This window comes from Amycolatopsis sp. WAC 01416 (assembly GCF_003947485.1).
In the GTDB taxonomy this organism is placed as follows: domain Bacteria; phylum Actinomycetota; class Actinomycetes; order Mycobacteriales; family Pseudonocardiaceae; genus Amycolatopsis.
Map to the genome: position 1 here is coordinate 648,556 of NZ_QHHX01000001.1, position 12,251 is coordinate 660,806.

The following is a 12,251-nucleotide window of genomic DNA, read 5'->3' on the forward strand; positions in this document are numbered from 1 at the left end:
CGGCTCAAGCCTCCGAAAAGGCGAAGAAGGTCAGGCGCGGCCCATGCTCGGCTCGGCCGTCGTGATGGAGACCTGGCCGAGCAGCCGTTCGAGGGCCGCCTCCACGTCTTCCTTCCACGAGATCGCCGACCGCAGTTCCAGTCGCAGCCGCGGCCACCGCGGATGCGGCCGCACGGTCTTGAAGCCGACACTCTGCAGGAACGCGGCGGGCAGCACGCAGCTGTGCCCGCCGTCCGGATCGGTCTCGTCGGGCTTGGCGTCACCGAAGGCTTCGATCGCGCGGACTCCGCGTTTGGTCAGATCCTTCGCGACGGCCTGCACCAGCATCCGGCCGAGTCCGCCACCTTGGAATTCGGGGAGGATCTGGAAGGCGGTCAGCAGAACCGCGTCCGGACCGGGCGGTGAAGTCGGGAAGGCCAGTGAACGCGGCACGGCGTTCGGCGGCGCGTACAGCACGAAACCGACCGGCAGAGTGTCGCTGTAGACGATCCGGCCGCAGGAGCCCCACTCCAGCAGCACGCTGGAGACCCAGGCTTCCTTTTCGACCTCCGTCGCGCCGTACTCCTCGGCCTGCGCCTTCAAATGCGGCGCCAGCTCCCAGTACACGCAGCGGCGGCAGCTCTTGGGCAGATGCTCGAGGTTGTCCAGGGTTACGCCCACGACGCGACGCGACACCGACAAACCTCCCTGAACGACGACACCCGACGCAGCCCTGTCCCGAGCAGGACTCACTGAAGGGGACCTGACCGAGGATAGGCCGATGTGATGAACACCGGAAGGCCAGGGCCCCTCAAGGGAGGGTGGTTACACTCGATGGAACTACCAGTCGGTAGCGACTATGTCCACTTCGAAGCACGGGTGAAGCGCCTGATGACCGAGAATCGCCCTGTCCGGCCGGAGCCCGGCCGACACAACCTCGACCCTCATCTCGACCGCTACGCCGCGCGTACGGCCGGGATGACTGCCTCCGAGATCAGGGCCTTGTTCGCGGTCGCCAGTCGCCCCGAGGTGGTGTCGCTCGCCGGTGGGATGCCGAACCTCGCTGCACTCCCGCTGGACACGTTGTCCGGGCAGGTCGGCGAACTGATCGCCGAAGAGGGCCTGGTCGCGCTCCAGTACGGGTCCGCGCACGGCGTCCCGTCGCTGCGCGAGCAGATCTGCGAGATCATGGCCCTCGAAGGCATCAAGGCCCATCCGGACGACGTCGTCGTGACGGTCGGCTCCCAGATGGGGCTCGACATGGTCACCCGGCTGTTCTGCGACCCGGGTGACGTCATCATCGCCGAGGGCCCCTCATACGTCGGCGCGCTCGGCTCTTTCGCCGCCTACCAGGCGAACGTCGTCCACGTCGCCATGGACGACCACGGCCTGGTCCCCGAGGGGCTGCGTGCCGCGCTCGCGGAGACCCGGAAAGCGGGCCGCCGGGTCAAGTTCCTCTACACGATCCCCAACTTCCACAACCCCGGCGGCGTCACGCTGGCCGTCGAGCGACGTGCGGAAATCGTGGAGATCTGCCGTGAGAACGATATCCTCATCGTCGAAGACAACCCGTACGGTCTGCTCGGCTTCAGCGGGCAGACGTATCCGGCGCTCCGCTCGATCGACCCCGACAACGTCGTGTACCTGGGCTCGTTCTCGAAGACCTTCGCCTCCGGTCTGCGGGTCGGCTGGGTGCTCGCACCGCACGCCGTCCGGGAGAAACTCGTGCTCGCGGCCGAGTCCGCGACCCTTTGCCCGCCCACGCTTAACCAGTTGATCGTGTCGCGATACCTCTCGACTCATGACTGGATGGGTCAGATCAAGACCTTCCGCGAGAACTACCGGGAGCGCCGGGACGCGATCCTGTCCGCGCTCGATCAGCACATGCCCGCCGGGTGCAGCTGGACCAAACCCGACGGCGGTTTCTATGTCTGGATGACCGTCCCGGAAGGCGTGGACACGAAGGCGATGCTGCCGCGAGCCGTCACGGCCCGGGTCGCGTACGCCTCCGGAACCGGTTTCTACGCCGACGGATTCGGCAGCAGACAACTTCGTCTTTCCTACTGCTACCCGACACCCGAGCGGATCCGCGAAGGCGTCCGGCGGCTCGCGGCGGTGCTCGAGTCCGAAATGGACTTGGCGCGTACCTTCGGTAACGCGAGCCCCCGTTCGATCTCGGGGCCGCAGAACCCCTCTCCGGACACGGTCTGATCGGCCGGACGTCCCCAAGCACAAAGGAGTCCTCGGTGGTCGACCGCACCGTTGCCGTACTCGCAGGCGGACTTTCCCACGAACGCGATGTCTCTCTCCGCTCCGGGCGCCGGCTCTCGGTCGCGCTGCGGTCGGAAGGTCTCATCGTCGAAGAGTGGGACACCGACGCGGGCCTGCTCGAACGTCTCCGCACCCAGCGCCCCGATGCGGCCATCGTCGCCCTTCACGGAGGTGAAGGGGAGAACGGCGCGGTGCAGACGGTGCTGGAGATGCTCGACGTGCCTTATGTCGGCACCAGTTCGCAGGGCTGCCGCCGCGCGTGGGACAAGCCGACGGCCAAGGCGCTCGTCGCCGACGCGGGCTTCACCACGCCGGACTGGGTCGTGTTGCCGCACAGCACCTTCCGCGAACTCGGCGCGCAAGCCGTACTGGACGCGATGGTCGAAACCTTGGGCTTGCCCCTGATCCTCAAGCCCGACCAGGGCGGCTCGGCGCTGGGCGCCCAGGTCGTCAAGGACGCCGCGGAAATGCCAGGGGCGATGGTCGGCTGCTTCGCGTACGGCGACACCGTCCTCGCCGAGAAGTTCGTATCCGGCGTCGAGGTCGCCGTGACGGTCATCGAAGGCGAAGAGGGTCCCGAGGCACTGCCCGCGGTCGAGATCGTCCCGGAGAGCGGCGTGTACGACTACACCGCCCGCTATACCGCAGGGCTGACCGATTTCTTCACTCCCGCACGGATACCCGACGACGCCGCCAAGGCGGTCGGCGAACTGGCCGTCGCCGTGCACCGGCAACTCGGGCTTCGCGACATCTCACGCACCGACGCCGTGGTCGCCGAAGACGGCACGGTCTATTTCCTCGCGGTGAACCTGTCGCCGGGCCTGACCGAGACTTCGATCGTTCCGGTCGCGATCGAGGCGGCCGGTGCCACCCTCGGATCGGTCTTCGCCGGCCTCGTCGGACGAGCGATCGCGCGCAAGAGCTGAGTCTGGTTCGACGAAGGGGACTTGCCCGGTGCGGGCGAGTCCCCTTTTTCATTTCCAGGCTACGGCGACGACCTGGTGCTCATCTTCGTAGACGACCCGACCAGGGTTCGCCGACCAGACGGCCTCGCATGGCACCTCGTGCGTCTCCAGGATCGACAGGTAGCCGTCGACCCGCTCGATGAAGACACGAGCGGTCGCTTTGAACCACGCCGCGGCCCCGGGGTTCACGTCCACGTCGTAGACGCTCGGGTCGACGTGCGCCGGGTTGGTGAAGTTCGTGTCGAACCAATCGTTGCTCGCCCGGCGAAAGGCTTCCTGCTCGACCGTGAGGCGCCCGGCCCGGGCGAGACCGTTGACGAGACCGAAGACCCCGGTGAAGGTTCCTCGCTCATTGCGGACCGGACTCTGGAAGCGGACGAAGGGCAAGCCGGTCATCGAGTCCTCGAACGCCAGCGTCCCGGCGGGCACGCGGTCAAGTACATCTCCGGATCGGGCTTTGGCGCGGCCGCCTCATCGGCGGCCAGTTTCACGGGAAACATCGCCGAAAGTCCGCCGCGAAGGAGAGCGGCGTCCAACAGGGCTCGGGGCGAGTTGCTCGCGGTGACGACCTCGGTCACCGACCTCAGCAACTCGTCCGCGATCACGGCGCCGCCGCCGGGGTCGAACGGCAGACCTCGCCGTGCGAACAGTTCGGTCTCGGCGACCGACGACCGTCGAAGAGCGCCTTCATACTTGCCCCCAGTTCAAGCACTCAGCGTCACCGAATCGTCAGCACACAGCTATCGTCACCGTGACAAAACGACCCGGGGTGATCCCTAATCGGTTTCGGATGTCTGATTTGCCTGATTTTGATCCATGAGCGCCACGATGCGTTCAAGATCGTCAACCGAGCCGAATTCGAGCGTGATCCGCCCCTTGCGGCGTCCCAAGTCGACCTTCACGCGAGTGTCGAACCGGTCCGAAAGCCGGTTCGCCAGTTCCTGGAGTCCGGGCGCCTGGATCGGCTTGCGAGGAGCGGGCTTCGGCTTGGCCGGCTTCTCGCTCTTTTTGAGCGTGACGGCTTCCTCGGTCGCACGGACCGACATGCCCTCCGCGATGATCCGCGCGGCCAGCTCTTCCTGACTCTCCGCGTCCTCGAGGGAGAGCAGCGCCCGCGCGTGACCCGCCGAAAGCACCCCGGCGGCGACCCGTCGCTGGACCGCGAGGGGGAGTTTGAGCAAGCGGATCGTGTTCGTGATGACCGGGCGGCTGCGCCCGATCCGGCTTGCCAGCTCCTCGTGCGTGACCGCGAACTCGTCGAGCAGCTGCTGATACGCGGCCGCCTCTTCGAGCGGGTTGAGCTGAACGCGGTGGATGTTCTCAAGCAGCGCGTCACGCAGCATCGCCTCGTCGGCGGTCTGGCGGACGATCGCCGGGATCGCCTCCAGCTCCGCCAGCTGAGACGCGCGGAGCCGCCGCTCGCCCATGACGAGTTCGTACTCGTCGGTGCCGAGCTCCCGGACCACGATGGGCTGCATGAGCCCGAACGCGCGGATCGAGTGCTCCAGCTCGCTGAGCGCGTCTTCGTCGAAGACCTGCCGCGGCTGCTTCGGGTTCGGCTTGATCTGGCTGACCGGGACCTCGCGGTAGACCGCGCCGGCGACGGTGCCGCCGTGCGAACCGGCCTCACCGTTGGCCGCGAACCAGCCCTTGTCGTCCGGCCCCGCGGGCTTGACCGCGGGAACGGGAACCGTGGCGGAGCCGTTCTCGACGGGGGCCGCAGAGCCCGGTGGCGGACCGGTGGGGATCAGGGCGGCGAGCCCGCGCCCGAGCCCTCCTCTGCGCTCGCTCATGCCGTACCGCTCCTTTCCTTCATCTCCGCACCCCGTTGTGCGATCTCCTTCGCCGCGTCCACGTAGCTCATGGCGCCACGGGAACCCGGGTCGTACGCGAGGACGGTCTGCCCGTAGCCGGGCGCCTCGGACACCTTCACGCTGCGGGGGATGACCGTCTTCAGAACAGTGTCCCCGAAGTGGTTCCGGACCTCGTTCGTCACCTGATCGGCCAGCTTCGTCCGGCCGTCGTACATGGTGAGCAAGATCGTGGAGACGCTGAGTTCGCGGTTCAGGTGTGCTTGGACGAGCTCGATGTTGCTCAGCAGCTGCCCCAGACCTTCGAGCGCGTAGTACTCGCACTGGATCGGGATCAGCACCTCCTGCGCGGCGACCATCGCGTTGACGGTCAGCAGACCGAGCGACGGCGGGCAGTCGATGAAGACGTAGTCGACGCCGATCTCGTCGAGGATCTCGGACGAGAGCGCCTCCTTGAGCCGCATCTCGCGGGACGCCATGGAGACGAGTTCGATCTCGGCACCGGCGAGGTCGATGGTCGCGGGCACGCAGTAGAGATTCGACGACTGCTCGCTCTGCGCCGCCGCCTCGGCGAGCGACACCTCGCCGATCAGCACCTCATAGATCGAGGGGGTGCCGGACCGGTGGTCGATGTCGAGCGCGGTGCTCGCGTTGCCCTGGGGGTCGAGGTCGATCACGAGCGTCTTGAGCCCGTGGACGGCGAGGGCGGCGGCGAGGTTCACCGTGCTGGTCGTCTTGCCGACGCCGCCCTTCTGGTTGGCGACCGTCAGCACTCGCCGACGAGTCGGCCGGGGGAGCGCACCCTCCTTAGGGTGCAGCACGCTGGCGGCGCGGACGGCTTCTTCGGCGATGGGCGTCCAGCCGAGTTCCTGGCCGGCGCTCGCAGGGTCGGACGGCGGGGGAGTCACCGGTCTCGAGCCTCCTCTGTATTAGACGTGGGAGTCGTTCCGCGTTGTTTCACGTGGAACCGGGTTAGCTGCGCCTGCCGCGCGATCGGGACTGCTTCGGAGGCAGACGGTGAATCACGACGACCGTGCTCGGAACCTCGAGCACCTTGGTACCGCACTCGAAGACTTCCGGCTCGCCGCCGCCGGCCTTCCGGACGGCGACGCGATCGCGTTCGATTTCTTCTCCAGCGCTCGCTCCTTTGAGGGCGACCAGAGCACCTTCGGAACGCACGAGCGGGAGGCACCAGTTCGCGAGCCGGGCCAACGGAGCGACCGCCCGGGCGGTGACGACATCGGCGCCACCGAGCTCCTCACGTACCTGCCGCTCCTCCGCGCGCCCGCGGACAACGGTGATGGGGAGTTCCAGCTTCTCGGCAACCTCGGCCAGCCAGTCGACCCGGCGGGCCATCGGTTCGAGCAGAACGATATCGAGGTCCGGTCGACTGATCGCGAGCGGTACACCCGGAAGCCCCGCGCCCGAGCCGACGTCGACCACGCGGGCGCCGTCGGGGATGCGTTCGCCGATGACGGCGGAGTTGAGGACGTGGCGCTCCCACAGCCGGTCGACCTCGCGAGGCCCGATCAGTCCGCGCTCCACGCCATGCCGCTCCAAGAGTTCGACGTAGCCGACGGCTTGCTCGAGGCGGTCTCCGAATACTTCCGACGCCGCACTCCGAACCGCTGCGGCGACCCCGTCCAAGCCCACTCTTGCTCCTCAACCCTCGACGCCGTTTCACGTGAAACGCGCTCCACTGATTGTCCATGACGCCGACCGCAAAACGGGGAGACAGTCCGAAGTTGTGGACAACTCCACCCGTCTCGCCCGTTTCACGTGAAACGCCACGGCTGTAATTCACCCCGGACACAAAGAAAGCGGCCCGCCGGATGACCGGCGAGCCGCTTCGTTCGAGTAACCGTCAGGCGGGGAAGATGACGACCCGGCGCTTCGGGTCCTCTCCTTCGCTCTCGCTCTTGACCCCGTCGACCGCGGCGACCGCGTCGTGCACGACCTTCCGCTCGAACGGGCTCATCGGCTGCAACCGGACACGCTCGCCGGAGGAGACCACGGTCTCGGCGGTCGAGCGACCGAGCTCGCGGAGCTCCTCGCGACGGTCCGCGCGCCAGCCCGCGATGTCCAGCATCAGTCGGCTCCGCGAACCGGTCTCCTGCTGCACCGCCAGCCGCGTCAGCTCCTGCAGCGACTCCAGCACGGTGCCGCGCGGCCCGACGAGCTTCTCCAGATCCTCGCCGCCGTCGATGCTGACGATCGCGCGGCCCGCTTCGACATCGAGGTCGATGTCGCCGTCGTAGTCCAAAAGATCGAGCAGCCGCTCGAGGTAGTCGCCGGCGATGTCGCCCTCCTTCACGAGGACGTCGTCGTCGACACCTCCCTTGCGAGCGGTCTCTGCAGCCGTGTCTTCGACCTCACCAGTCTCGACCTCGGCCGCGCTGTTCTCCTCGGCGTCGATCGTGTCGATCGTCTCCGCCATTATTGGTCTCCTCTCCGGCCCGGATCGGCGTCAGCGACGCTTCCGGCCCGATTTCTTAGTCGAGTCAGAGATGAGCTCGGTCGCGTCCGCGCCGTTCTCCTTCGAGCCGTTGGTGGACGGCTCGGCTGATGCGTTCTTGGCGTCCTTCTTCTCCGTGGTGGAGGGATCGGTCTGGGCGAAGCCGTGGGGCGAGCCCGCCTTCTTCACCTGACCACCGGAGGACTGCTTGTTCCTCTTCTGCTGGACCGGCTTCTGGCCGGGGCGCGGCGCGGTCGGCTTCTGGCCGGGCTTCGGGCCGAGGTTCGCGCGCTTCTCCTTCTCGGCTTCCTTGCGGGCCTCTTCTTCCTTGTCGATCTTCGTGTAGACGAGGCGCTGCTGCATCAGGGTCCAGCCGTTGTTGGCGAGCCAGTAGATGAGCAGACCGATCGGGAACAGCGCACCGAAGACGAGGACACCGATCGGGAAGACGTACATCGTCAGCTTGTTCATCATCGCGGTCTGCGGGGTGGCCGACTCCGGGTTCTGGCGCTGGACCGAGTGACGCGCGGTGAGGTGCGTCGCGATACTCGCGATGATCATCAGCGGGATCGCGACCGGCGCGACGCCCCAGTGGAACCCGGCGGCCGTGTTGCCCCCGCTGACCATGTCGACGCCGGTGTAGATGGCGTCGCCGAGGTTCACGCCGAACAGCTTCGCGTGGACGTAGGACTCGACGCCGGCCTGGTCGAAGAAGTAGTTCTCGGTCTTCGGCCCGCCGTACGGGTTGATGGTGAACATCCGCAGGACGTGGTTCAGACCGATGAAGACCGGGATCTGAAGCAGCATCGGCAGGCAGCTGCCCAGCGGGTTGACGCCGTGCTCCTTCTGGAGCTTCTGCATCTCCATCGCCTGGCGCTGCCGGTCGTTGGAGTACTTCTTCTGGATCTTCTTCATTTCCGGCGCGAAGTCCTGCATCTTCTTCATCGACCGGACCTGGTTCACGAACGGCTTGAACATGATGCCGCGGACGGTGACCGTCAAGAAGATGATCGCGAGGACCCAGGAAATCGCGTTCGCCTCACCGAACACGAGCCCGAAGACCTTGTGCCAACACCACAAGATGAAGGACACGGGGTAGTAGATGAAGTCGAGCACTGAGCTACTCCTCGATCGGTGTTTCAGGTCGGCGGTGGCGCCACGAGAACGTCTCGGGTACCGGGTCGCGGCCGGGCATGGTCCACGGGCCACAGCGCAGCAGACGCCGGACCGCGAGATAGCTGCCGCGGCCGGCGCCGTGCCGGGTCAGTGCCTCGACGGCGTACGCGCTACAGCTCGGGTAGAACCGGCACGCCGGAGGAAAGAAGGGGGAGATCGCCTTGCGGTACAGCTTGATGGGCAGGAGCAGCACCCATGCCACCGGGCCGGGCCGGGCGTCTTCGGTGGTCTCGTTCTCGGTGGCTCGCATGCCGTTACACCGCTGATCCGTTGTCGGGGGGTCGCGCCTGATCGGACTTCCCGGTGACGGCGGAATGACCGGAGAGCCCGAGGCGCCTCAACGACGCGTCGAGGTCCGAGCCGAGTTCCGCGCTGGACGCGTCCGCGGCCGGAGGTAGTGCCCGTATCACCAACGAGCTGCCCGGCGGCAGTGTTCCGAGCCTGGCGGAAACAAGATGCCTCAATCGGCGGGTGACCCGGTGGCGGACCACCGAATTCCCCACGGCCTTGCTCACCACAAAACCCGCCCGCGCCGCTTCGGCGACATCGGGCGGGTCCGTGGTCAACGCATGGACGACGAGGCGGCGCCTGCCTGCCTTGGCCCCACGCCGCATCACGGCACGGAAATCCTCACTGCGCCGCAACCTCGCGGCGGCCGGCAGCACGACGTCCCTCGACGGCGGCCGGATCAGGCGGACAGCGCGCCGCGGCCCTTGCGACGGCGAGCCGCCAGGATGGCCCGGCCGGCGCGGGTCCGCATCCGCAGCCGGAATCCGTGGACCCGGGCGCGTCGGCGGTTGTTCGGCTGGAAGGTGCGCTTACCCTTGCTCACGACTAACTTCTCCTGTTTCTCGGCCGCCGGGAACGGTTCGACCCGTTCCTGGCGTGTCGTGCTGACGCACGGCAGTCTCTGGTGTCTCCTACCAACGTGTGGCCTCGTCACGTCGAGCGACGACAACGTGGGCACGCGAAACGCCCCCGCTGTATACGGGAGACCTTACGAGGGTACGCACCCACCGCCGGGGCCCGGCAGGCACCCCCTCGACCACGGACCGCGACAGTACGTGGAGAGTGATCACCGACGACGCGAGGGCATCGAATGGCAACACGCCGTACACCGTGAAATGCTTGCGCGCGAGGATGCCTTGTGGCAACGAGCGGGGCTTGTTAGCGTGCCCCTCCCGGGTTTTCGCCGAGGTGGAACGGTGCAGGCGCCCGGGTGTCCTTGGGGATGTGGAGGCATCCCGTCGGCATACGTCGAGCCCGCAGGTGACGTCACCGCGGGCCGCCGTACATTAGTGCACAGCTGTGGACAACCATGTGGATATTTGCTGTGCGCATGAGCCGATCGGGCCAGGATGACGCTCGACCCGGCGTTTCGGGCCGCTGAGCGATCTCGCCGCAGCGCACCGATGAGGGGAGGGGAGTCAGGCAGGTGTCCGATCACCAGCACAATCTTGGCGTCATCTGGGAACAGGTCGTACGCGAACTGTCGGACGGCACCCTCTCCCCGCAGCAGCGCGCCTGGATGCGGGTGACCAGGCCGATCGGCCTGCTCGACGGCACCGCGCTCCTCGCCGCTCCCAGCGACTTCGCCAAAGAAGCGATCGAACGCGCCCTTCGCGGCGCGATCACCGAAGCCCTTTCGCGCCGGCTCGGCCGCGCGGTCTCCCTCGCGGTGAAGGTCGACAGCACCGAGCCCTCGATGCCTCCGCCGCCGCCCTCGCCCGGCCCCCGCTATGAACCGACGTCACCCGGCCGGGTGGAAAACGGTTCCGGACCGGTGCCGGGTACTCCTCCGCTGCCCGACGGTGACGGCATGCTGTCCCCGAACAGGCCACGGCCCGAGCCTCCGAAACCGAGGCCCCCGAGGCAGCAGCCCGTGGACAACAGCCTCAACGATGGCGACGACAGCGATGAAGAAGTCGACGAAGAGGGCGAGGCCCTCGCCGCCGTGACCGAGATCTGGCCGACGTTCTCCGGACAGCCGATCGCGGGCCAGCCCTACACCGCGCCGGCGCAGCCACAGACGTCGAAGACGAAGCTCAACGAGAAGTACACGTTCGACACGTTCGTCATCGGCGCGTCGAACCGCTTCGCGCACGCGGCCGCGGTCGCCGTCGCCGAAGCACCGGCCCGCGCGTACAACCCGCTGTTCATCTGGGGAGAATCCGGACTCGGGAAGACCCACCTGCTGCACGCCGTCGGGCACTACGCGCAGCGGCTGTTCCCCGGCATGCGCGTGCGGTACGTGTCGACCGAAGAGTTCACCAACGACTTCATCAACTCGCTGCGCGACGACCGCAAGGTCGCCTTCCAGCGCCGCTACCGCGACATAGACATCCTGCTCGTCGACGACATCCAGTTCCTGGAAGGCAAAGAAGGTACGCAGGAAGAGTTCTTCCACACCTTCAACACCCTCCACAACGCGAACAAGCAGATCGTCGTCTCCTCCGACCGCCCGCCGAAGCGCCTCGAAACGCTGGAAGACCGGCTGCGCACGCGGTTCGAGTGGGGCCTCATCACCGACATCCAGCCGCCGGAACTCGAAACGCGGATCGCGATCCTCCGCAAGAAGGCGGCACAGGACCGGCTCGCCGTCCCCGGCGAAGTCCTGGAGTTCATCGCTTCACGCGTCGAGGCGAACATCCGGGAACTCGAAGGCGCGCTCATCCGCGTCACCGCCTTCGCGTCGCTGAACCAACAGCCCGTCGACGTGGCGCTCGCCGAGATCGTGCTCCGCGACCTCATCCCGGATTCGCACGCGCCCGAGATCACCGCGCCCACCATCATGGGCGTCACGTCCGAGTTCTTCGACGTGACCCTCGACGACCTGTGCGGCCCCGGCAAGACGAAGGCACTCGCGACCGCACGCCAGATCGCCATGTACCTCTGCCGCGAACTCACCGACATGTCCCTGCCGAAGATCGGACAGACCTTCGGCGGCCGCGACCACACGACCGTCATGCACGCGGACAAGAAGATCCGCAAGGAAATGGCCGAACGACGGCGCATCTACGACCAGGTCCAGGAACTGACTTCGAGGATCAAACAACGAGCGCGGCAGTAGTTTCTGTCGAGCGCTGACTGTGTTCTCTGTCGAGCGCTGACGTAAACGTGCCGAAGGGGCGTCGTTCCGCTTCCAACTCAGGTTGGGCGGAGAGGCGCCCCTTCATCACGTTTACGTGGGCCTTCGGCCCAAGGGAGGGCGCCCGACGGTGAAGTCTCCGTCGGGCGCTGGGCGCCCTTGGGGAGACACTGGAGTCGCCAAGCAGGCGTCACCGGGACTTCGCTGCTCGTAAGTCCTTAGCACACAAGGGGTTTGGGGCTCTCACCGTCTGGTGGGAGCCCTTTTTCGTGTCCACATAGGCCCGAAGCGCGGGTGGAGGAGAAGAAGGAGCGAAGGGCGCGAAGGCGGCGAAGGGGGCTTGAGCGTGCTTCGCGTTTTCCTTGTGTACAAAGGGAATCCACAGGGTGTGGGTAGCTTGTGCACAACTCCGGTGGGTCGGAGAGCTGCGGCGATCGGGTTTCCGTCCACATCGCACTCACAGGGAATCCACAGCATTTCCACACCATGATCCACACGCTGTCCCC

Annotated in this window: 13 protein-coding genes; 3 read left to right on the forward strand and 10 right to left on the reverse strand. The window is 66.9% G+C overall.

Going from position 1 to position 12,251, the window contains the following annotated elements:
* Nucleotides 1-30: 30 nt before the first annotated feature.
* The gene (locus DL990_RS03160; protein WP_125781532.1) at nucleotides 31-675 is read right to left on the reverse strand and encodes an N-acetyltransferase; all 645 of its coding nucleotides are present in this window, start codon (nucleotides 673-675) and stop codon (nucleotides 31-33) included.
* A 195-nt stretch (nucleotides 676-870) separates the two neighbouring features.
* On the opposite strand from DL990_RS03160, the gene DL990_RS03165 reads away from it, so the two are divergent.
* Together DL990_RS03165 and DL990_RS03170 are read left to right on the forward strand one after the other, a co-directional pair.
* Nucleotides 871-2,190, forward strand: a complete 1,320-nt coding sequence (locus tag DL990_RS03165) for a PLP-dependent aminotransferase family protein (RefSeq protein ID WP_125790686.1) — start codon at nucleotides 871-873, stop codon at nucleotides 2,188-2,190.
* 35 nt (nucleotides 2,191-2,225) lie between these two features.
* Nucleotides 2,226-3,176, forward strand: coding sequence for a D-alanine--D-alanine ligase (locus DL990_RS03170; protein WP_125781536.1), 951 nt, complete (start codon nucleotides 2,226-2,228; stop codon nucleotides 3,174-3,176).
* Nucleotides 3,177-3,224: 48 nt separating this feature from the next.
* Here the strand turns inward: DL990_RS03170 and DL990_RS03175 are convergent, their stop codons facing one another.
* From DL990_RS03175 to rpmH, 9 genes are all read right to left on the reverse strand, one after another.
* Nucleotides 3,225-3,644, reverse strand: a complete 420-nt coding sequence (locus DL990_RS03175) for a hypothetical protein (RefSeq protein ID WP_233620370.1) — start codon at nucleotides 3,642-3,644, stop codon at nucleotides 3,225-3,227.
* A 347-nt stretch (nucleotides 3,645-3,991) separates the two neighbouring features.
* Nucleotides 3,992-5,008, reverse strand: coding sequence for a ParB/RepB/Spo0J family partition protein (locus DL990_RS03180; RefSeq protein ID WP_125781538.1), 1,017 nt, complete (start codon nucleotides 5,006-5,008; stop codon nucleotides 3,992-3,994).
* Entirely contained in the window at nucleotides 5,005-5,934 is a 930-nt protein-coding gene (locus tag DL990_RS03185) for a ParA family protein (RefSeq protein WP_125781540.1), read from the reverse strand. Before DL990_RS03185 ends, DL990_RS03180 begins: the two co-directional genes overlap by 4 nt.
* 64 nt (nucleotides 5,935-5,998) lie before the next feature.
* Nucleotides 5,999-6,679 carry a 16S rRNA (guanine(527)-N(7))-methyltransferase RsmG gene (gene rsmG / locus DL990_RS03190; RefSeq protein ID WP_125797825.1) on the reverse strand — a complete coding sequence of 227 codons (681 nt, stop codon included), beginning with the start codon at nucleotides 6,677-6,679 and terminating at the stop codon, nucleotides 5,999-6,001.
* A 211-nt stretch (nucleotides 6,680-6,890) separates the two neighbouring features.
* Entirely contained in the window at nucleotides 6,891-7,463 is a 573-nt protein-coding gene (locus DL990_RS03195) for a R3H domain-containing nucleic acid-binding protein (RefSeq protein ID WP_199746194.1), read from the reverse strand.
* A gap of 30 nt (nucleotides 7,464-7,493) precedes the next feature.
* On the reverse strand, nucleotides 7,494-8,597 hold the full coding sequence (gene yidC / locus DL990_RS03200) for a membrane protein insertase YidC (protein WP_125781546.1): 1,104 nt from the start codon (nucleotides 8,595-8,597) through the stop codon (nucleotides 7,494-7,496).
* Nucleotides 8,598-8,601: 4 nt separating this feature from the next.
* Nucleotides 8,602-8,907, reverse strand: a complete 306-nt coding sequence (yidD, locus tag DL990_RS03205) for a membrane protein insertion efficiency factor YidD (protein WP_034321908.1) — start codon at nucleotides 8,905-8,907, stop codon at nucleotides 8,602-8,604.
* Between the two features lie 4 nt (nucleotides 8,908-8,911).
* Nucleotides 8,912-9,322, reverse strand: a complete 411-nt coding sequence (gene rnpA / locus DL990_RS03210) for a ribonuclease P protein component (RefSeq protein ID WP_125797827.1) — start codon at nucleotides 9,320-9,322, stop codon at nucleotides 8,912-8,914.
* Nucleotides 9,323-9,345: 23 nt separating this feature from the next.
* Entirely contained in the window at nucleotides 9,346-9,489 is a 144-nt protein-coding gene (gene rpmH / locus DL990_RS03215; protein ID WP_005154511.1) for a 50S ribosomal protein L34, read from the reverse strand.
* A 603-nt stretch (nucleotides 9,490-10,092) separates the two neighbouring features.
* Between rpmH and dnaA the strand changes: the two genes are divergently transcribed.
* Nucleotides 10,093-11,727, forward strand: a complete 1,635-nt coding sequence (gene dnaA, locus DL990_RS03220) for a chromosomal replication initiator protein DnaA (RefSeq protein ID WP_125781550.1) — start codon at nucleotides 10,093-10,095, stop codon at nucleotides 11,725-11,727.
* Nucleotides 11,728-12,251 lie beyond the last annotated feature (524 nt).

Coding starts and splice junctions, on each gene's coding strand:
- DL990_RS03165 (WP_125790686.1), top strand. CDS start 871: ATGACCGAGAATCGCCCTGTCCGGCCGGAGCCCGGCCGACACAACCTC.
- DL990_RS03180 (WP_125781538.1), bottom strand. CDS start 5,008: ATGAGCGAGCGCAGAGGAGGGCTCGGGCGCGGGCTCGCCGCCCTGATC.
- DL990_RS03195 (WP_199746194.1), bottom strand. CDS start 7,463: ATGGCGGAGACGATCGACACGATCGACGCCGAGGAGAACAGCGCGGCC.
- yidD (WP_034321908.1), bottom strand. CDS start 8,907: ATGCGAGCCACCGAGAACGAGACCACCGAAGACGCCCGGCCCGGCCCG.